This window comes from Flectobacillus major DSM 103 (assembly GCF_000427405.1).
Taxonomy (GTDB): domain Bacteria; phylum Bacteroidota; class Bacteroidia; order Cytophagales; family Spirosomataceae; genus Flectobacillus; species Flectobacillus major.
On the sequence record NZ_KE386491.1, the window covers coordinates 4,767,398 to 4,788,716 of the forward strand.

Here is a 21,319-nt window from a genome sequence, read left to right on the forward strand (position 1 = left end):
TCTTTGGAAACTTAACTTTGACCAATAGGAGCGCTAGTCAAACGCAAGTTATCTCTACTCATCTGAGGTAATAATCCTTGTGTTTTGTTACATTGGATTTGAATGACCAAATAAGTTCATAAAAGTTTTACTCTTTTCTTTATGCTTTTATTGATTAATACTCATTTAACAAACCTATCATAGTTAGAAACCAAATTACTTAGGTCCGCGAGGAAGATTATTAACACTCAAAACGCATAATACAATGATATTAATCACTATTGGACGTGGCTCAAATAATCAAATTATCATCAATAATGCTCATGTAAGTGGTAACCATGCTGAATTAAGCATAGATGATTTTGGCAATATAACGTTAACCGACCGGAGTCAAAACGGTACTACTGTAAATGGACGTAATATACATAATACTTCAACTTCTGTTAAAAGAGGTGATAGAATTCTTTTTGCTAATATTATTCATCTAGATTGGAATCAGGTACCTATATCATTAGTCAATAATGGTAACTTTAAACATATAATTACCGTAGGAAAAAATACAGATAATATAATTCAAGTTTACAACGACAACATAAGCCGCTATCATGCCACCATCAAAATTGACAAAAAAGGGAACGTTTTTATAAATGACCAAAGTAGCAATGGCACATTTGTAAACGGAAGCCGTGTCTCAAAATATACAGATTTTCCAGTTAAAAGAGGTGATAAAGTAAGTTTCGCCAATGTTCAAGATTTAGACTGGAAGCAGATACCCAAATCCAGTATAAGCCCTATTTATTATATTTTACCAATTTGTCTTGCCATACTTTCAGGAGTAACCTACTATGAGTACTTTGTTAAAACCGATGTATCAAAAAAATATGAAAATAGTATCGGTCTAATTTATAATTCATACTATTTGGCTTATATTGATGACAAAGATACTTTGTATTATATTGGAGCTGATGATGTAGTGGATATGAAAAACAATCCTAAATCAAAAGAAAGCTTAAGGCCAATAGAAATCACTGGGTCAGGCTTTTATGTTAGCGAAGATGGTAATATTATTACCAATAAGCATGTGGTATCGCCTTGGGATAGTGAGCTGGCAATTGATAAAGAAGAAATTGAAAAAAGAATAAATATTATCCGAGCGATGAAAGGTGAGGCTTCAAAAAACTCACATGTAGAGGGTGTAATTGTAAAACTAGGTATTTTCCCAAATGGGTCCTCTCTTAATAAATCGGACCCTCTTAAAAATATGCTTCCCTGTAAACTGGTCAAATTAGCAAGTGAAAAAGAATTGGATTTGGCATTAATTCAGTTAGATACTAAAAAAACACCAAGTAATTGTACACCAGTAACAGACATTATTAAGGGAAAAGAGCAAATTTCATTGGATGATGAAGTTAGTATTTTTGGATACCCTTTTGGTCTTGATCTTGCTCTCAAAAATAGCGAAAGTCGAATCAAAGCGTCTTTTGATCATGGAAAAATTAGTAAAATATCAGATAAATACGAAATACAGTACAACGCTCCTTCATTCCATGGAGCGAGTGGCTCACCAGTATTTAATCAAAAAGGGCAGTTAATTGCAGTGAATTACGCAGGAATGGAGAAAGCTCAGGGTTATAACTTTGGGATTATTGCAACCCATATAAACAAGTTACTTGACTTCTAGTTCTTAAAATAAGAATACTATTAATAAAATCGATATGTATTCTCGGTGCTGTAATGTATGCCTAGAGCTTCTCTAGAATATTGATATTGGCTAACATTTGTTTGCCGCTTAAAAATTAATATTGAAAGCAAGATCATTAAAAATTTTCTTTCAAAACTTCTAAGCAGACATTTAAATTTTGGAGGGGGTATGTCGGCCTCCCATTTTTAGTACAGTTTAAAAGATACATAATCTATCTGTTTTGATTATGTTTTTAACCCATCTTGGGCTGAGTGTAGCACAGCGGAACGAAGCCCAAGATGGGTGTTTTGTTTTTTCATTCTATAATCCACCGGACTCATACTATCCAAAAGGACATACGGACGCACGCAATAATAATCACTCATCCTTAGATAGATCTGTTTCATAGAGTATCTCCACCAAAGAATCAAAAGCATCTAATACATGTCTGCGGTAAGTTTGGTTGAATAGCTCAATGTAGGCATTCTGCATTGGTTTCCCTGGTTGATTACAGTGAAATACTATGTCAATACTCTGACTCCATTCTTGCGCTAGTTTTACTTCAAATTCTGGGACATTATCCATTCGAATCTTAGTAGGCTTGCCAAATCACCCTACTACTCTTGAGCGAGTAGTATGTCTCTATGAAAAGTATTTCTCGATTGTAATCATCTATCACATTAAAGCTTCGGAATGAACGCCCGTTAGTCAAAACATCACTCATGAAGTCTATGCTCCAAGTATGAGTAAATCTCTGTGGAGTCTCTATAGGCTCTCTTATCCAAACCTCAAGACGGAATTAGCCTTTCTAAGAATAAGAAGGTGCAGGCTGCTCATATCCCCGATGCACTCGCTAATAATTGAAGCTATTACCTGCACGGCTCATTCGGTAGTAAAACTTCCAAAAGTCTTCAAGAGATGGTCTTTGCTCAATTGAGATAATACATCCATTAACAGTTGATCATACTTGACGGATTGATAGTATAAACTGTTTCGGCTCGTATTGATGAAACGGCATGGCATGTAAATATCTTTTGACTTAATCACACTCTTTAAATAGAAGCATATCGTTTTAGCTATTTTGCAATCTTCCTATTAACCCTTTTGGGGAAATTATACAAAAGTTACAATTCGGTAGATTTTATGTGAAATTATCCTGTTTTTATTTCTAATAGCCTTAGGATAGGGGTAAATTCTAAGGTTTATTCCATTGAAATTTGTAATGAACAAATTAGAACTTAGAGTCATAAATTGATATTATTCTATAATTCTCCTTTGATTGTTACTATGGCTGGTTCTGACGGTGACAAATAAAATTTATTCAGTGTTGTCGCACCTAGAAGTTCTCATTTTTTCAACCCATTTAAGCAACACACTAATCATTTCAAAAAAAAATTAAACACTAACTTTTTTTACTATGAAAAGAATAACAGTACTAACGCTAGTCATTTTTTTTTCTGCTCTAATTACTGAGCAATCTTTCGGACAATCGTTTAAAAATGGCGAGAAATTATTGAACCTTGGATTAGGTCTCAATTCTTATTATACTGGAGGTGTACCCATTGGTGCTTCTTTTGAAGTAGGTATCGACAAGGACCTGAGTGTGGGGGCAAATGTAGATTATCTCTCAACATCGAATTATGGATATCGATTTACAGCCTTATATTTTGGAGGAAGAGGGTCAACTTCAACAGGGTTTTGAATATCAAAGATGAAAAGTTCGACCTTTATGGAGGTGCTGGTTTAGGATATAGAAGCTTTAGTTGGGCAGATTCCTATAATGGAATATCCATTGATTCTTATGGAAGTGGTATATACTTAGGAATACATTTGGGCGCTAAATACTATTTTTCGGACACTGTAGGGGCATTTGCTGAAATTGGAGCTGTTGGTTCTACCAATGCAAGAATTGGGGTAGGGTTTAAATTAAAGTAAATCCTAAAAAGGAATAGACTGATTAATGAATAATCTATCAATTTAATTTAATTTAATAAGTAAAATGAAAAAGATATTCTTCTCCAAACTTATTATTGCTTTTCTTTTATGCTCCGCACTTTTTATGATCTCATGTAAGAATGAGAGTCCTGAAATTCAAGAATCAGTGGGCGATGCAACACCTGAGGAAATAATAAAACAATTTGATAAGTTTGATGTCATCCAGATTGATGCTTCAAACATAATAGGGATAAATGGTTTGACTACCTCGGAGTTTGATACCTATTTAAAGGAGAAATATGGTGATAAATTTGGTAATAATGTTCCTAGTCACCAAAGAGTAAATGCAGTATCCTTAACACCAAATGAACAGCTCACTAATCTCACTAACAAGATTGCTTCCAACCAGGTAGTATTCACCTTAAGAGATGTTTATGCAAAGCTATACCCTAGCCAACCAAATGGATTAGCGTATGTCTTTGATGGAAAATCTGATCAGATTCATGCTCCTCATACAAAATCAAAGTGTAAAGAGAATCTTGCTGGTCTAGACTGTTCAGGAATGCTATATCAAGGAGCATTGAAAACTGGCATATATATATCAAAAGGAAATGCTATACAACAAGCGAATGTTGAAAATTGGAAGAAATGGTTAAGTGTATCAAACTACACATATATTAGTGCAGAAAAAACAGATATTAATTCATGGAATGATGACGATTGGAAAACGGGTGATATTATCATCTTTAACAATGGAAGCCATATAGGAACAATTAGTATTGCAGATAATAACAAAATTGTGATAATACACTCACAAGGAAGTGAAGAACATTCATGTGATCAGAATAAAGGTCCCAGAAGTGGACCTAAAGCAATGACATCAACAGATAAATATAATTGGGATGCTTTTACTAAGATGAAGTTAGCAAGATTAAGATTTGTGTTAAAAGACAGTTATAATATCTCCATAAGATGTTCTGGAATGAGTAATTATTTATATACTACCAATCTCTCTATAGACATTACTAAGAATACTACTTTTGAAGATGAAGTTATCTTCAAAGACTATGATGGTTCTAAGAATCGTCAAAAGTTTAAAATTACATATGATACTGATAAAAAGGAATTTTATATAGTCTCAGAAATGACAGATGATCAAGTACCAGGAGGGTTAAGAAAAGATGAACTTTCTATTCCATTGGCTTCAATAGGGCAGCCTATAAGCTCAACTACAAGTTTTTTGGGGAATATGGAGGGATGTAATGCTGAAATTTTATTAGACAAAGGGTTTAGATATAATGCTGATATTAATTCAAAGCCCAGTAGAATAGTTGTAACTAAAAATGCCTGTTCATTCACGTACTCAAAAAAATAGCTAAGACACAATCATCTGAAAGATTTGCCATGATTCCAAACAAATCAAAATTAGTTCCATTTTACCTAAGGGTATATACAGAATTATTGTACACTTTAATAGTCGAGGATATGGAACCTATGCAGATAGGGCTATTGGGCAATCTACTAATTTAAAGAAAGTCTAGGAATTTAAGTAGGACTTTTGGAGAAGGGTAAAATAAAGTTGAGAAATATTCATGTTTTAAGGAATATTAATCCTTCATGAGTATGTTGAATGAAATGCTATTTCTTTAATATTTTGTAATTCTATAGTCGATTATGTAGTCGAAACAGCGATCAAAGTCATTAAAAGTTTAAACTATGTTTAAACTGAAAATCATAGGATAAACCAATATAAACAAAAAAGTCTCATAATCTATTGACTATGAGACTTTTAATCGGCGGTCTGGACGGGACTCGAACCCGCGACCCCATGCGTGACAGGCATGTATTCTAACCAGCTGAACTACCAAACCTTTTACTTTTTAACAACTTGTTATTACTTCGTTGCTGAATTGTGATGCAAAATTAGTGGTTTTTTTCTGTAATGCAATACCTTTGTGAAAAAAAAAATAAAAAAACGATGAGACAGGCCGAAAAAAATGAGTATCCACAACATAAATATTTCTCAAGGTATATAGAGTATTCTGATAGTCAGGATGTTATTGAGATGCTTGTGAAGCAAAAAGAGGAGGTGTTTTTTTTATTAAAAAATTTGACAGAAATCCAACAAAGCTATCGTTATGCCGAAGGAAAGTGGTCGATTAAGGAGTTGGTAGGACATATTACCGATACAGAACGCATTTTTTCGTACCGTTCGTTGTGTATTGCTCGTGGTGAAAAAGCTCCTTTGCCAGGTTTTGATGAAAATGAATACATGGCTATGTCTAATTTTTCTGAACAAAGCTTTGAATCTTTGCTCGAACAATACCGTTTAGTAAGAGAATCGTCTATTGCTTTGTACGCTTCTATGACAGAAGAAATTGCCTCTCGTATGGGCAATGCTAATGGCTTTGAGGTATCGGCAAGAGCCTATGCTTGGGCGATTGCTGGCCACGAGGCTCATCATATTAGTATTTTGAAAGAAAGATATTTGTCATAGCTAATTGATGTTATAAGCTAGAAAACGAAGTGTTTTGTGAAAGTCTTGATTAAATTGTCTAACTAATCTGGATTTATAACTAATCAAAATTGTGCCATCGTATTGTAGTACTTTGTGCCTTAATAATAGATAAATATGAAATTTTATAAATACCAAGGAGCTGGTAATGATTTTGTGGTGATTGACGACCGAGATAAATCGTTTCCTGTTTCTCAAGAATTAATTGCACTGATGTGCCATCGTCGTTTTGGCATTGGTGCCGATGGCCTAATGTTGTTGCAAAATGACGAGCAGTATGATTTTAGAATGGTTTATTTCAATTCTGATGGTACAGAAGGCTCGATGTGTGGCAATGGAGGACGTTGTTTGGTGCGTTTTGCTCATGATATTGGTGTAATTGGCAACACCACCACTTTTATTGCTATCGATGGCGAACATGAGGCTTCGGTGAACCCCGATACCATTTCTTTAAAGATGATTGATGTTGCAGGGGTTGAGCAGACAGTGAAGTATGATTTTATGAATACAGGCTCTCCACATTATGTAGAGTTTGTGGAAAATTTGGCTCATTTCGATGTTTATACTACAGGCAAAAATATTAGATATGGAGAGCCTTTTGTGAGTAAAGGAGGAACAAACGTAAATTTTGTGGAAGTTATAGGACAAAATGCTTTGTCGGTACGTACTTATGAGCGTGGTGTGGAGGATGAAACTTATGCTTGTGGAACGGGGGTTACAGCTTGTGCTCTATCTGCCAATTTACGACTTGGCTTTGAAAAATTTGTTGATGTAAAAGTACTTGGAGGAGATTTAAGAATTGAGTTTTCTAAAAAAGCTGATAATACTTTTGAGAATATCTATTTAATTGGCCCTGCTGTTCAGGTATTTATAGGAGAGTGGAGAAATTAGTTTAATAGAGAGGGGGGAGCTGTTAATGAGTAAGTTAGTGATTTTTAATTGAGTCAATTGTGAGTGGATTGTTAGTTAAGGCCAAATGCCATCTCAATATTTTGAGTTCTTCAAATACCAACTTTTTTCAAAAAAATCACTAAATCACTCATCAGAATTAACACTAAGGATTACTCAGAAAGTCGATTTGGTTGGTTTTTTCTTGACCATCGCTTAATGAAGCTGCATTTTTGAGTTTTTGCTTGTTGGGAAAAAGGTAGTTAAAGCTTTTTGAATAAAGTACCGACATCCCGCCAGAAGTGAACGTTTGGTATTGAGTATTGAATGAACCTAAAATAGAGGTTTGTACATTTCGGTTATAGGTTTTGAGCCTCAAACTTCCATCTCTTTTGATAAACCACTCTAGCGACCAGTCTCCGATAAGCGATAGGGCATTGGTTTGGTTAAGAGCCGTAGTAAAGCCACCACTTCTTGTGATACGGAAACGGTCGTTGAAATTGTACGAAAACCTTAATTGTAGGTTATTAATCAAATCTTGATTAAGGCCATTACCATTGAGCGATAAGTCTACATTAAGGTTCTGGTCAATTTTTGAGAATACATTACTCAATTGGTTCGAGGCCAACTCCATGAGGTTATTAACCAAATTGACGGAAGCAAATGCTGCAGCACTATTAGAAACCATTTGTCCTAATAACAACACATTGCTAACCTGTCGGTTGAGTTCTTGCTCGTCGGTTCTGATACGGTTCTGAAATGCTGTTACCCCCGAATTAAATTCTGGGTTTTGAGGGTAATCGTGTAGTTTTAAATCAAATGAAATATTGGGTTGTAACAGACGGTCTTTAAGATTAATAATGACATCTACTGGATAACGACGGGTAAACTCTGCCCGATTTTTGTAGGTACTAGAACCCTGAGCCGAGGTATCGATAACCGAGCCAAGGTAATTGACGTTTTGCGTATAGGCAGCTTTAATATCCAAAATAGCATCGTAAGGGCTACCCGACCAGCTAATTCGGCTGCCACGTTGAATCGTAAATTTCTTATTAATAATATTTTGGAAAGTAAAGGTATAATCTCCTCGTTCTATGGCGTATTCGCCTGTCATACTAAAATCGCCTTTGGTATCTACTTTTAGGTTGATTTTTCCTGTTCCATTTACTCGCATGATATCGCCAGTTTGTTTGTCAAACTGTACTTCACCATAAGCATCAGGGTTAAAATCGAATTTGAAATCCATTTTGATACGGCTATCGCTAGTCTCGATTTTTTGTGTGGTCGTAGCCGACGAATCTTTGGTTTGTGCTGCCAAAAACTCTATTTCTTCTTGGTTGCCTGCATCTTGTGCTTTGTCGAGCGGAATAAATAAACGTGTGCCTCTATCGCTGCGAATATCAGCATCTATATTGAGGTTGCTGGGTGTACCAGTAATGCCGATGCGTCCACTGGCATAGCCTACACCGTAGTAAGTATCATTGTCTTTACGGGTTGTATTCAAAATCTTGAAACGATTCATATTGGCGTTGAGCTGTAGCGTAAAGGTTTTGTCACCATCATAATACACCCCACCCGACAAGGTAGCTTTATTGCCTTCTTCGTCGGTTAGGCGGAGGCTTTTGGCACGAATTTCATCGGGTTCAAATACCAGTTTGTCCTCAAAATTCAAAGTAGTTTTGAGGTAATCAAAGAACAATGAGCCTTTTTTTAGATCAATAGTGCCATTGACAATAGGGTGGCGTAAATTTCCTGAAATATTTAAGTCGCCACTAGCAGAGCCTTTGAGTTTTGAAAAAAGACCTTTGGTAAAAGGTTCGAGGATTTGAAGGCTGGTTTGGTTGAGGTTGGCTGTCAAATTCAGCGAGTTTTCTTGTTGTTTAGGGTCATAGGTTCCTCGCATTTTTAGTACATGATTGCTCAAACGTTCGAGGTTATAATCAATTCGGACAATCTGGGCTTCTTGGTCGTACATGCCTGTTCCTTCCAAATTACCAATCAAAAAGTTATCTAAGGTTAAGCCATCGATACGTAATTGAGAATCGGCGTTGACATGGTTGTATACTTCTTTTAGTGACACGTCGGCATTGACAATGCCTCCAAAGTTGAAGGCAATAATAGGAGCGAGGGTTTCGAGGCTAAAGTTTTTTGCCTTAAAATTCATTACTTCTGTGGAGTCGGTCGATATTTTGCCATTGAGCGATACAAATTGGTCGTCGTTGCCTACTACTAAATTTTGTGCACTCAACTCTTTCCCCATCACACTAATAAGGTTTTCGGGATTGATTGTCCACACTTGGTCGAGCATCCTGAATTTTGACCGAATAAATTGTAACGAAATACCTTCTTGGATAAACCTTAGAGTACCATTGAGATTGGCCTGATTAGTAGCATTTTCTTGTTTGATATTACTAGTAAATCTGATTTTGTCTTGGTCCCACGAGGCTTCTAAATCTAAATTTTCGGTAGGTTGCAAAATGCTTATTTTTTGATTTTTTGAAGAAATAATAAGCGATGCTAGTACTTCGGGTGTATTATAGAATTTTGAGCTATTGAGGTCGATATGCGAACGATAAAACTGATATTTATTACCCAATAAAAGGGTGTCTATGGTCGACTCCAACGAAAATGTCGAGGTATTACTAATACCGAATGTACCATTGATTTGGGTATTTTTAGCTACTTTCCCTTCAGGATATACCAAGGCCATTACAGGGTAAAAATCTTTCAGTAAAAACTTATAGTCGATTCTGTAAGGCATTGGGGTAAAGCTGAGTTTATGGGCATAGTAGCTTTGTCGTGCTTTTTCGTCGCCCGTAAAGTACAACTTATATTCCTGTACCAACTGCTGTAAATCTCTGACAGCCTTACTTGGTTTGAAGTCGCCAGAAAAGGCAAAATTAGCCACCTCCGACTCCAAAGCCCAACGCCGATGATTGGGGTTAATTTCAGATACAATACGGATAGAGTCGAGAAACAAATCTCGTCGTTCAAAACCAATAGTTGTATTATAAAACTTAGCTTTTCCGATGGCCTTGTCTATTTCATAACCCTTGAGTTGTACATCCAAAATGGTAGTAAAACGCCAATCGTCTTTGGTAAAGTTGAGTTCACGAAGGTTGGATTTTGATAGCTTCCCGATAAGGTCAATTTGGTCTTTATTATTTCTAAAATCAACTTTGCCAAATAGGTCAAAAATCAGGTTGGTATCTTTTACGGCCACACGCCCTTCAAAAAGCTTTTTGGCGAGCTGGCCATTTACATAAATATTTTTGTACTGATACTGGTTAAAATCAATCTGATTGACATCTCCATCAAATTTTAATACTGCATCGTTCCACGAAAAACCTTTACCTTCTATTTTGCCTGCCAAGGTCAAATTACCTAGTATATTCTGCTGGTCGATGAGTTTGCCTAAGTTAAAATCTTTGGCTTTTACCGAGCCACTGTACGATGATCTTGCCGAGTTGTCTTGCAAAAGCATACTTACATCCATGTCTAATTTCCCCAATTCAGATTCCAATAAACCTTTTGTTTTGAAATTAGAGGTAGTGCCTACAAAGTTGCCATCAAATATGATATGGCCAAATTGCTGAATACTCGAAACCGTTTCTTTTCCGATATAATTTGCCAAATCTTGAACCTGCACATGTGATTTATTCATACGAAGATTCATTTGAGTTTTTGGAATAGAAGGTAAGCCATCGAAGGCAAAATCGCCATGAAGTTTTGATTTTTTACCGAAATATAAATCAAATTGTGAAAGCCTAAATTTATTGACAGTGCCATCAAAATTACCATTAAGGTAATAGGTATCTTTAAATTGATACATATCGTTGACAAATCTGCCAAGGTCGTCCGAGCTTACCACTGTCGAATCAAAATTAGCTCGCATGCGTACCTTTGCATTCCATTTCTTAAAATCTTTTTGACTATTGAACGACATCACGATCTGGTTTCTTACCACCGAATTATTCAGTTTTAATAGCAATTTATCAAACCGCATTTGGGTATCCGAAATCAAGAAATTGGTTTGAAGAGTTTTGATACGAGTATCAGAAAAACGGTCATAACCCTTGAGGGTTGTTTTGAAAGAAATCGTATCTCGAATAAGCGTAAAGTCATTGAGGTGAGCCTCTAGCTCGTGTAAAGTAAAATGATAGTGGTCAAATGACTTTCGATTGTTGAGATATGGCTCAGACTCATCGTTCAGCGTAAATACACCATCGACAATATCGGCTTCTTTGATAATAAAAGGCGAAGGATGCGGGTTTTTTGGGCGAGGCTTGGGGGGGGCTAACAGTTTATTGATTCGACGAATAAATTCATCTATATTCAAATCACCGTTTTTGTCAATCACCAAAACTACTTTTGGACGATACAAGCGCACATAATCTAATTGATTTTGGGTGGTATCTAAGGCTAGATTTTGTATTTGAAAGTCTAGATCAAGCTTGTCAATATCAATCATCTGATAACCCTGATAGTCTTTTACCCGAACACCTTCTAAGGTAGCTTCGTCAAAAAAATGTATAGTAACTTTGTCTATTTCAATAGGATAGCCCAAAGCCTTAGAGATTTTGGGGGCATAATATTGGGCTAGTTTGGTCTGAATATAGGAAGTTCTCAGAATAGCAGCCAGCAAAACAGCTATCAACAAAAAGCCTACAATGGTGTATAGGACAGTTTTAGTAGATATTTTGAGGGCATTGAAAATCATGAATACTTTATTACGAAAGAGAAAGAGATTGTATCAATAGTAAGTACTTATACGTTTGGTGCCATCTTTATTGGGCAGCGGCAACAACTCATTTTTATAGGTTAATGTAATATCGCTAAATCATAGAGGCATAATCGTACAATTAAATACTTAAATAACAAAAATTTAGAAAAATGATTAGTACTATTCCTATAATCAACGATTGAACGAAAAAATAAGTATTATCAAAAAGGCTGTTTGCAAAATATTGAAGCATTTCATTCAAAATAACTTTATCTTGAAACTTAGGATTATTCTCTTTTACTATTTCTCAAAGCTATAATTAATTTGTATGCTAGCAAAAAACATTTATTGATAACAAATAGCCTAAATATACTCTTCTGATTGTGTAAGATACTCAGCTTAATAAATGATTGGTTATCTTTGTGAAAAAATTAGATTATGACCATTTTAGCCATAGAATCATCTTGTGACGATAGCTCAGCGGCTGTTATAATAGATGGCAAACTTCATTCCAATATTGTGGCAAGCCAAGCCATTCATCAAAAATGGGGTGGAGTTGTTCCCGAACTAGCAAGTCGTGCTCATCAGCAACATATCGTACCCGTAGTAGCCGAGGCTCTACAAACAGCGAAGATAACAAAATCTGACCTAAATGCCATAGCATTTACTCGTGGACCAGGACTTTTAGGTTCATTATTGGTAGGTACTTCTTTTGCCAAAGCATTGGCTATGGGTTTGGGTATTCCATTGATAGACGTTCACCACATGCAAGCTCATGTTTTGGCACATTTTATTGATGACCCCAAGCCTCAATTTCCCTTCCTTTGCCTAACCGTTAGCGGTGGACATACACAGATTGTGTTGGTTCGTTCGCCATTAGATATGGAAATTATTGGCGAAACCCAAGACGATGCCGTAGGAGAGGCATTCGATAAAACGGCCAAGCTTTTGAATTTGCCTTATCCTGGTGGGCCATTGATTGACAAATACGCCAAAGAAGGTAATCCTTCAAGGTTTGAGTTTCCGATGGTTGAAATGCAAGGACTTAATTACTCATTTTCGGGTATTAAAACAGCTTTCCTCTATTTCTTACAAAAAGAAACAGCCAAAAGCCCTCAGTTTGTCGAAGAGAATTTAGCGGATATTTGTGCTTCAATGCAAAACACCCTGATAAAGATTTTGTTGCAAAAGCTCAAAAAAGCAGCAAAGCAATACAAAATTAAGGAAATTGCTATTGCTGGAGGTGTTTCGGCCAATTCAGGTTTGCGTGCTGAATTACAAAATTTAGGACAAGAGTTGGGCTGGAATGTGTATATTCCTCAGTTTCAGTATTGTACCGACAACGCAGGCATGATTGCAATGGCTGCCCATTTCAAGGCCGAAATAGGGGAGTTCTGTGGGCAAGATGTTAGCCCTATGCCTCGAATGGCTTGGTAATAGAGGTTTTGCCTTTGGGATGATTTTTTATCTCAAAGGCAAAATTCTATGAGAATCGGGCATATAACTTAAAGGCAGCCTGCTTAATCCAGTTTATGCCGATACTTTTTTAAGCAAATAAAATCTTCATGGCAGCCCAAAGGGCTTTTTTGCAATTAAGGTCGTCTTTAATCTCACCAAGTGCATCCGAATAAAGTAATTTGACTCCCTGAATTTCTCGGGTTTGGTAAGGTGTTAGTGGTATTTCGAGGTTGATTTTAAATAATGAAACCCCAAAGGTCAAAAGCTGATTTACTGATTTTTCGGTTAGTAAGGCTTTTAAGCTAGCATTGCCAATTTTAGATAAATCCAATAAGTCAACCTGATTGATTTGGAGATTGACAGCATTCAAAATTTTTGTTAAAAATGCCAATTCTTCTTCGTTGATATGTTGTACAATAACCAATACTTGGTGTTTGGGATTGTAAGGGATAGAATCTGGCTCGGCTACTGGTGCAACAGGGGCTGTAGTTACATTTTCTATATTTTGTACTTTTACAGGATTTTCGGAGTTGTGCCTAGTGGCTATTTCGTTCTTTACATCGGGTTTTGCCAAAACCTCTTTGTTTGGAATGAAGTAAACGGTTTCTTCCGAAAATAAATACTGTAAATATGTTTTATCTACTTCTGTCATGAACTGATGCTTGGGACATTTGAACAACAAATATCGGAACTGTTGCCCAAAAACATTTTGCTTTTATTTTTTTTCTACTGAATCACGCGTAGATTTTTTGCTCGGTATTGTTCCAACAGCTGCTTATCGGCATTGTAGTCGGTAATAAGTGTATGGATTAAGGTGAGAGGAGCAAACTGGAAATAAGCATTTTTTTCAAGTTTGCTAGCATCGCATAGCAAAAAAACTTCTTTTGATTGGCTTGCCATAGCAGTGGCAATACTCGCTTCTTTTTCACTGGCAGCACTTAGGCCGTTGTGTAGCGATATGCCATCTACCCCAATAAAAGCCTTGTCGGCATGATAACGTGCCAGATGCTCTAGGGCAATACTTCCATGTACCGCTTGGCGCTGGTGGTCAACTTCGCCCCCTACCAAATTAATAGAAATACTCGTATTGATTAATTCGTACAATACTGGTAATGAATTGGTTATTACTTTGATACGTTTGTGTTTAATAAAAGGGCAAAGCCTAAACAAAGTACTGCCACAATCAACAAATATGGTATCGCCTTCCTGAATAAATTCATTGGCCTTTTGACAGATATAGTCTTTTTCGGTGGCATGTGTAGCTGTTTTGTTACTAAAACTAATAGGATTTTGGGTCAAGCTCAGCTTCATTGCTCCGCCATGTGTTCGATATAACAAACCTTGCTCGGCCAAAATAGCCAAATCACGCCGTACTGTGATTTCGGAAGTCTGTAATATTTCGGCTAAATCCTTGACTTCTACCGAGCCTTGAGATTCTACCGTTTGTAAAATAAGCTGTTTTCTTATTTGGAAATTCATAGTAATCTATTTTCTTTGTTAAAAATAATCATAAATAATCAAAATCGTTCATAAATAATCAAAAAAATGATTCCTAAAATAGAAATTAAAGAAGAACAATTATTATCGGATAACTGGTATATTCTTAAAAAAATTACTTACGATTACTTTCGCAAAAATGGGAAAGTAGAAACTCAGTCAAGAGAAGTGTATGACCGAGGTAATGGGGCAACGATATTGTTGTACAATACCGAGCAGAAAACGGTTATTTTGACCAATCAGTTTCGTTTACCAACTTATGTGAATGGCAATACAACAGGAATGTTGATAGAGACTTGTGCAGGTTTGCTAGACTATGATAATCCTGAGGTAGCCATAAAAAGAGAAACAGAAGAAGAAACGGGCTATAAAATAGAACATGTACACAAGGTATATGAAGCTTATATGAGTCCTGGATCTGTTACAGAGATTTTGTATTTTTTTGTGGCCGAATACAGCAAAGATACTGCCCGTGTTGCTGGTGGTGGAATAGAGGAAGAAGAAATTGAGGTACTCGAAATACCCTTTGAAAAGGCTTATAAGATGATAAAAACAGGTGAGATTAAAGACGGTAAAACGATTATGCTGTTGCAGTATTTGAAGCTTGAGGAGCTATTAGTTACTACTTAAATTATATTTATGATACTCATAAAAAAGGTTCGACAAATACAATTGCCGAACCTTTTTTTGGAAATCAATATGATAATCAATTATGCCAATGCACCTCTCAATACACACTCGTCACGGTCTGGGCCAGTCGAGATAAAGTTGATAGGCAAGCCCAATTTTGCTTCTAAGAAAGCAATGTATTCTGTCAATTCTTGAGGAAGGCTTTCAAAAGTTCTTAAACCAGCCAAAGAAGTATTCCAGCCTTTCAATGTTTCGTAGACAGGTTCTACCTTTGTATCAGTCATATCGTAAGGTAGTTGGTCGGTTAAAGTACCATCTTCTAATTTATAGCCAGTACATATTTGAATTTCTTCAAAGATATTCAATACGTCGACTTTCATCATAACCAACTGCGTAACGCCATTAATCATCATGGCATATTTAAGGGCAGGTAAGTCAATCCAGCCACAACGACGAGGACGACCTGTGGTTGAGCCAAATTCACGACCTTCTTGACGCATACGCTCGCCAACTTCATCCAAAAGCTCGGTAGGGAATGGGCCAGAACCTACACGAGTAGCGTAAGCTTTGAAAATACCATATACCTCACCAATATTTTTTGGAGCAACACCTAAACCTGTACAAGCTCCAGCCGTAATAGTATTAGAAGAAGTCACAAAAGGATATGAACCAAAGTCAACATCGAGCAAAGAGCCCTGAGCCCCTTCTGCTAAGATTGTTTTGCCTGCTTCAAGAGCCTGATTTACAGAGTATTCAGAATCAACCAAGTTGAATTGTTTCATAAACTCAACAGCTTCAAAGAATTCTTTTTCGGCTGCTTCGAGGTCATATTCAAACTGATATACATCCAAAATACCCTTATGACGAGCTACTAAGTTATCATATTTGGCTTTGAAATTTGGAGAAATCATATCACCTACACGCAAACCTTGACGAGAGATTTTGTCGGTATAAGTTGGGCCAATACCTTTCAAAGTTGAGCCAATTTTAGCATCACCTTTGGCTTTTTCATAAGCGGCATCCAACAAGCGGTGTGTAGGAAGAATGATAGAAGCTTTTTTAGAAACTTCGAGGTTTTTTTGAATGGGCAAATTGTATTTGGCCAAACCTTCAATTTCTTTTTTGAAGATGATTGGGTCAAGAACCACCCCGTTTCCGATGATGTTTTGAACCTCTTGACGGAAAATTCCTGAAGGAATTTGATGCAAAACGTGTTTGAACCCGTCAAATTCTAGTGTGTGTCCAGCGTTTGGCCCACCTTGAAAGCGTGCAACTACTTGATATTTAGGAGCTAAAACATCTACGATTTTGCCCTTGCCTTCATCGCCCCACTGCAAACCCAACAATACATCTACTGCCATTTTTATTACTTTGTATCACAGGCTAAGGCCCGTATTTTAGAGTTACGAAAAATTACAGGCCATAGCCTGCGGTACGAAATGAGTGGCAAAGATAAGTAAACTTAAAAGAAAAACCCTGCAAGATTAGGGAAATTTGATAAAAGCTATATGCCTTATCGTTTCTTGACTAGGGGTGTTTGCTTGTTTGCCAAGGTTATTCGTTATTGACAGACAACTGCTGTTGCAAGGCTTTTTTGTGTTCGCAATCAGTTTTGGTACACGACCCATAAAAAATTAATGAGTGGTGCATCACATTAAATTGAAGCATTTCGCCTACCATAGATTGTATCGTTTGGACACGTGGGTCGCAAAACTCAGTAACATGGTGGCAGTCGGTACAAATAAGGTGGTCGTGTTGACGACGGCCATAAGATTTTTCGTACTGGGCTATATTTCTTCCAAACTGATGTTTTGTAACAAGGTCACACTCAACCAATACGTCGAGGGTATTATAGACCGTTGCACGCGAAACCTGATATTTCTTGTTTTTCATAGAAATATAAAGCTCTTCCACATCGAAGTGGTCGTCGCGTGAATAGATTTCTTCCAAAATCGCAAAGCGTTCTGGTGTCTTTCTCAATCCTTTATTTTCAAGATATGCCGTAAAAATTTTCTTTACAGACTCTAAATTGGCGTTTGATGGCATTGTTCAAGTGCTTCTGTGCTTAGTAATTTTTTTAACAAATAAATGTTAATATTTTAATAAACACTCAATAATTCGTGAAGATTCATTTTTAGACTAAATCCATTTAATCTTACAAATTAACTGAATTTCAGATAAAAATGGAAATTTAGTTTTATGTGATTTGTGGGAAGATAATCTATCTGCTTGCTCTAAGCCTTAGGTAGTTTCTGACATTTGTTACCGAACCTAGTGCTAGGAGGCTTTGCTGGAAAGGAGGCTTATTAGAGAGTTTGGTTAAAATAAGCCTCCTTGGGTATTATTCGCCACGTACAATTTCGACTACACCACTTACCTGTTCAAGCGATACAACGAGTTTTTCAAGATGAACGGTATCGTTGACCATTAGAGCGATTTTCCCTTCAAAAATACCATCTTTTACTCCAATCGAAAGGTTTTGGATATTCACTTGGAGTTCTTGCGAAATCACCCGTGTAACATCGTTCATAAGCCCCATACGATCGGTACCTTTGATAATAAGGTGAGCCACAAACGACATATTGACTTTTGATGCCCAAACTGCCTTTAGTACACGGTCGCCGTGTCGTGACAACAGCTCTGAGGCATTCGGGCAAGAGGTTCTATGGATTTTGATACCTTCGTTGATAGTGACAAAGCCAAATACATCGTCGCCTGCAATAGGATTACAGCATTTGGCCAATGTATAGTCGATTTTGTCCATATCCTCGCCAATCAAAATAGCATCGGCATCCTTGCGGTCGCCATGAAGTTTTTTGAGTTCCTTTACAACATTTTTGGTGTTGGTTAATGGCTCTTGAATAGCTTTGGCTGCTTGTTTGCGTTCATGAGCCTCACGGTCGGACTTCCATTTTTTGAGTTCGTCGAGTTGGATATAGCCTTTTCCAAAACGATAAAATAAGTCGTTGGCATCTTTGGCATTGAAATAGGCTCGGAGCTGGTTGGTCACTTCCAATGTAAGAGTATTGACACCAATAATCTTGAGGCGGTGCTCAATCATATCACGCCCCATTACCACGTGTTGTTTGTTGGCCTCCTTGATATAATCCTTAATTCTGGATTTGGCTTTTGTTGTAACAACATAATTGAGCCAATCTTCAGAAGGCTTTTGTTTCGACGAAGTGATACACTCAATAATATCTCCCGTTTTTAGCTTATAACTGAGTGGTACTAGTTTGGTATTTACTTTAGCTCCTATACATCGAGCCCCCACTTCTGTGTGGATTTCAAAGGCAAAGTCTAAGGCTGTAGCACCATCTTTGAGTACAATAAGCTTTCCTTTTGGTGTATAAACAAATACCTCTTCGTTGTACAAGCTACTACGAATGTCGTCGACAAGTTCGACAGCCGATTGTTGTGATTTATCTGAATTGTCTAAGGCTTCACGAATTTGCGAAAGCCACGATTCAAAAGCTTTATTGGTACGAGTATCGTTACCCTTGTATTTCCAGTGGGCGGCAAAGCCTTTTTCAGCAATTTCGTCCATCCGTGTGGTACGGATTTGTACCTCTACCCATCGTCCTCGTTTGCCAGAACTCATTACAGTAGTGTGCAACGATTCGTAGCCATTTGATTTAGGGTTTGAAATCCAGTCTTTAAGGCGGTCGGGATTGGGTTTATAATGGTCGGTAACCATAGAATAAACAGCCCAGCAAGCCGATTTTTCTTGTTCTTTGGGTACTTCCAAAATTACCCGAACGGCAAAAAGGTCATAGATTTCGTCAAAAGGAACATGGTTCTTTTTGAGTTTATTATAAATAGAAAAAATGGATTTAGGTCGCCCTTTGATCACATGCTTGAGTCCAAGGTCTTGTAAGCTTTTTTCGATTGGTCTGATAAAGTTCTGGATGAATTTTTCACGAGACGCTTTCGTTTCTTTGAGCTTTTTGGCAATGTCTTTATATACCTCTGGCTCGGTATATTTGAGGCACAAATCTTCTAGTTCCGACTTAATGGCATGAAGCCCCAAACGGTGAGCGAGTGGTGCATAAAGGTAAAAAGTTTCTGAACTAATTTTGAGTTGCTTGTCACGAGCCATGCTTACCAAAGTACGCATATTGTGCAGGCGGTCGGCTAGTTTGATGAGAATAACCCTAATATCGTCTGATAGGGTCAAAAGCATCTTTCTAAAGTTTTCGGCTTGTTGCGATGAGCCATATTCAAAAACACCTGATATTTTGGTGAGGCCATCTATAATTTTAGCTACTTTTTTGCCAAATTTTTCTTCAATTTCATCAAGAGTTATTTCGGTATCTTCTACAACATCATGCAAGAGGGCACAGATAATCGAGGTGGCCCCTAGTCCAATTTCGTCTATACAAATTTGAGCAACAGCAATAGGGTGGTAAATATAAGGTTCACCCGACTTACGACGCATATCTTTGTGTGCGTCCATTGATATCAAAAATGCTTGTTTGATTAATTTGGCATCGTTATCTTGTAGATAAGGTTTTGCGGATAAAAGCAATTTCCTGTACCGTTTCAGAATTTCTTTTCTTTCTAGTTCTAAGTCTATCGCTACTGCTTCTACGGACATATCGGCTTAATGGGGACTAAGTGATCAGTATATATTTAGATTGTTTTTTGTGAGTAAAACGGCCAATTTTAGCGTGGTCTAGGCTCAAAATAAGGGCTAATTACATATACTAAGTTAAGAATTTTAAGAGCAAAAACAAATAAAAAAGCTCGTATTTGCGGTACGAGCGTTATGAAAGTAAGTTTTCAGGACTTATTTAAGTTTGGGGCACTTGATAGATGGCGTGATATGATATACCAGTTTGATAGTTGTTAATAAATAGCTATCATTGATTTTAGCCGTAGAATTACGGGTAAAGTTTCGGTCAAATCCATCTGGATTAACAATGCTGTTTAATGGAAAATTTGGGTCGGCATAAAGGGGATTACCTACTGCGGCAAACCATGCTCGAATACCGGGCTCTCGGTCATTCCCTGTTCTGATAGCATACTTTTCTAGTTCTCGGTGGCCAAAAGCAAAAGCGGTCAGATTACTGTTCTGTAGGTCATCAGGATTGGCATACGCTCCCCCAATGTCGTCGAGGTAGTCGGTAAAACTGTATCGTAAACTTACTTCAAAGCCAATGTCCCATGTTTTATTTAGTTTGTACGAAACCCCCGCACCTAATGGAATACTTGCCGAAATAAGGCTATAGGGTTGTGCATATCCTGGCAAGCCCTGTCCTTCTGTACCAAGTGGCTGTAGGCTTACCCATTCTTTGGGTTGTATGTCGTTGAGGCCACTTGGAGCCATGGCTACGGGGTTATGGTGAAAAATAGCCAAGCCACCAAACAAATAGGGTATCCATTGAGGGCGGTTGTACGAATTTCGGTTTTCTTTAATGATATTATAAACTCCCATTACCGATAATTCTTGGAGGTCGTTTCTAAAATGAGCATTTCGCATAAATAGCTGTTCAAAACCTGCCTTTCCTTGAAAATGGTTGTCATCGCCAGCAATTCTTACCCAAGTAAATCCAAGGCGTAATGCCCAATGGGGTGACAAATGGCGTTGAAAAGCAACACCTGCATTCCAGCGAATATCTTGAATAAGCGAAGGTACAACATTGGTGTATGGAGCAATGTCGCCAAAATAATGAGAAGTACCCAGCCCAAAAGCTAAGGACGAATGCTTTTCGTATAGTTTTTTTCTTTGCGGCTCTCTGTTCTTTTTGAACGAAAAGAAAGACTGCGAATGAACGTCTAATATAGCGATTACACTTAGAATGACGCTAAAAAGGTAAAGTTTTCTCATTATTATAGGATTTGCTATAACATATTAAACGAGGTTGTTTCTTTTTTATGTTAAGCTTAATACTAATTTTCTGAAAACAAGTTCAGAAAAGAGTATGTGGTTTATTTATAGTTCAAGTAAGTATGCAAAATAAAATATGATGCTTTCTGAGGCAACGCTAGAAGGCATAAGGTGTTTTTTATC

The 21,319-nt window shown here is 37.1% G+C and carries 16 protein-coding genes and 1 tRNA gene; 8 read left to right on the forward strand and 9 right to left on the reverse strand.

What is annotated here, in order from left to right; genetic code table 11:
- Positions 1-244 precede the first annotated feature (244 nt).
- A complete protein-coding gene (locus tag FLEMA_RS76335) occupies positions 245-1,660 on the forward strand; it encodes an FHA domain-containing protein (RefSeq protein ID WP_052354272.1) in 1,416 nt (471 codons plus the stop codon).
- A gap of 378 nt (positions 1,661-2,038) precedes the next feature.
- Here FLEMA_RS76335 and FLEMA_RS77405 read toward each other — a convergent pair whose 3' ends face one another.
- Complete coding sequence (locus FLEMA_RS77405) at positions 2,039-2,245, reverse strand: integrase core domain-containing protein (RefSeq protein ID WP_052354274.1); 207 nt, start codon at positions 2,243-2,245, stop codon at positions 2,039-2,041.
- Between the two features lie 832 nt (positions 2,246-3,077).
- Between FLEMA_RS77405 and FLEMA_RS76345 the strand changes: the two genes are divergently transcribed.
- The 3 genes from FLEMA_RS76345 to FLEMA_RS74295 all read left to right on the forward strand — a co-directional run bounded on the left by FLEMA_RS76345 (position 3,078) and on the right by FLEMA_RS74295 (position 4,970).
- Positions 3,078-3,362 carry a hypothetical protein gene (locus FLEMA_RS76345; protein ID WP_052354276.1) on the forward strand — a complete coding sequence of 95 codons (285 nt, stop codon included), beginning with the start codon at positions 3,078-3,080 and terminating at the stop codon, positions 3,360-3,362.
- Positions 3,359-3,595 (forward strand): hypothetical protein, encoded by a 237-nt coding sequence (locus tag FLEMA_RS76350; protein ID WP_052354278.1) that lies wholly within the window; start codon positions 3,359-3,361, stop codon positions 3,593-3,595. Before FLEMA_RS76345 ends, FLEMA_RS76350 begins: the two co-directional genes overlap by 4 nt.
- A 64-nt stretch (positions 3,596-3,659) precedes the next feature.
- A complete protein-coding gene (locus FLEMA_RS74295) occupies positions 3,660-4,970 on the forward strand; it encodes an NlpC/P60 family protein (RefSeq protein ID WP_144080162.1) in 1,311 nt (436 codons plus the stop codon).
- A gap of 422 nt (positions 4,971-5,392) precedes the next feature.
- On the opposite strand, the gene FLEMA_RS0155075 is transcribed toward FLEMA_RS74295, so the two are convergent.
- Positions 5,393-5,466, reverse strand: a tRNA-Asp gene (locus FLEMA_RS0155075).
- 107 nt (positions 5,467-5,573) lie between these two features.
- Here FLEMA_RS0155075 and FLEMA_RS74300 point away from each other — a divergent pair.
- Together FLEMA_RS74300 and dapF are read left to right on the forward strand one after the other, a co-directional pair.
- On the forward strand, positions 5,574-6,092 hold the full coding sequence (locus tag FLEMA_RS74300) for a DinB family protein (RefSeq protein WP_044175227.1): 519 nt from the start codon (positions 5,574-5,576) through the stop codon (positions 6,090-6,092).
- 135 nt (positions 6,093-6,227) lie between these two features.
- Positions 6,228-7,001 carry a diaminopimelate epimerase gene (dapF, locus tag FLEMA_RS74305; RefSeq protein WP_044173651.1) on the forward strand — a complete coding sequence of 258 codons (774 nt, stop codon included), beginning with the start codon at positions 6,228-6,230 and terminating at the stop codon, positions 6,999-7,001.
- A gap of 163 nt (positions 7,002-7,164) precedes the next feature.
- Here dapF and FLEMA_RS74310 read toward each other — a convergent pair whose 3' ends face one another.
- On the reverse strand, positions 7,165-11,718 hold the full coding sequence (locus FLEMA_RS74310; protein ID WP_052354280.1) for a translocation/assembly module TamB domain-containing protein: 4,554 nt from the start codon (positions 11,716-11,718) through the stop codon (positions 7,165-7,167).
- Between the two features lie 441 nt (positions 11,719-12,159).
- Here FLEMA_RS74310 and tsaD point away from each other — a divergent pair, with 441 nt between their 5' ends.
- Complete coding sequence (gene tsaD, locus FLEMA_RS74315; protein WP_044173653.1) at positions 12,160-13,158, forward strand: tRNA (adenosine(37)-N6)-threonylcarbamoyltransferase complex transferase subunit TsaD; 999 nt, start codon at positions 12,160-12,162, stop codon at positions 13,156-13,158.
- A 109-nt stretch (positions 13,159-13,267) separates the two neighbouring features.
- Here the strand turns inward: tsaD and FLEMA_RS0155175 are convergent, their stop codons facing one another.
- Both FLEMA_RS0155175 and FLEMA_RS0155180 read right to left on the reverse strand, forming a co-directional pair.
- Entirely contained in the window at positions 13,268-13,831 is a 564-nt protein-coding gene (locus FLEMA_RS0155175; RefSeq protein ID WP_044173655.1) for a hypothetical protein, read from the reverse strand.
- Between the two features lie 74 nt (positions 13,832-13,905).
- Positions 13,906-14,658, reverse strand: coding sequence for a DeoR/GlpR family DNA-binding transcription regulator (locus FLEMA_RS0155180; protein ID WP_026997272.1), 753 nt, complete (start codon positions 14,656-14,658; stop codon positions 13,906-13,908).
- Positions 14,659-14,724: 66 nt separating this feature from the next.
- On the opposite strand from FLEMA_RS0155180, the gene nudK reads away from it, so the two are divergent.
- Positions 14,725-15,306 (forward strand): GDP-mannose pyrophosphatase NudK, encoded by a 582-nt coding sequence (gene nudK, locus FLEMA_RS74320; RefSeq protein ID WP_044173657.1) that lies wholly within the window; start codon positions 14,725-14,727, stop codon positions 15,304-15,306.
- Positions 15,307-15,386: 80 nt separating this feature from the next.
- On the opposite strand, the gene FLEMA_RS0155200 is transcribed toward nudK, so the two are convergent.
- The 4 genes from FLEMA_RS0155200 to FLEMA_RS74325 all read right to left on the reverse strand — a co-directional run bounded on the left by FLEMA_RS0155200 (position 15,387) and on the right by FLEMA_RS74325 (position 21,136).
- Entirely contained in the window at positions 15,387-16,667 is a 1,281-nt protein-coding gene (locus FLEMA_RS0155200; protein ID WP_026997273.1) for an adenylosuccinate synthase, read from the reverse strand.
- A 193-nt stretch (positions 16,668-16,860) separates the two neighbouring features.
- Positions 16,861-17,352, reverse strand: coding sequence for a Fur family transcriptional regulator (locus FLEMA_RS0155210; protein WP_026997274.1), 492 nt, complete (start codon positions 17,350-17,352; stop codon positions 16,861-16,863).
- 295 nt (positions 17,353-17,647) lie between these two features.
- Positions 17,648-19,903, reverse strand: a complete 2,256-nt coding sequence (locus FLEMA_RS0155220) for a RelA/SpoT family protein (RefSeq protein ID WP_026997983.1) — start codon at positions 19,901-19,903, stop codon at positions 17,648-17,650.
- Between the two features lie 192 nt (positions 19,904-20,095).
- Positions 20,096-21,136, reverse strand: a complete 1,041-nt coding sequence (locus tag FLEMA_RS74325) for a DUF6089 family protein (protein WP_052354282.1) — start codon at positions 21,134-21,136, stop codon at positions 20,096-20,098.
- Positions 21,137-21,319: the final 183 nt, after the last annotated feature.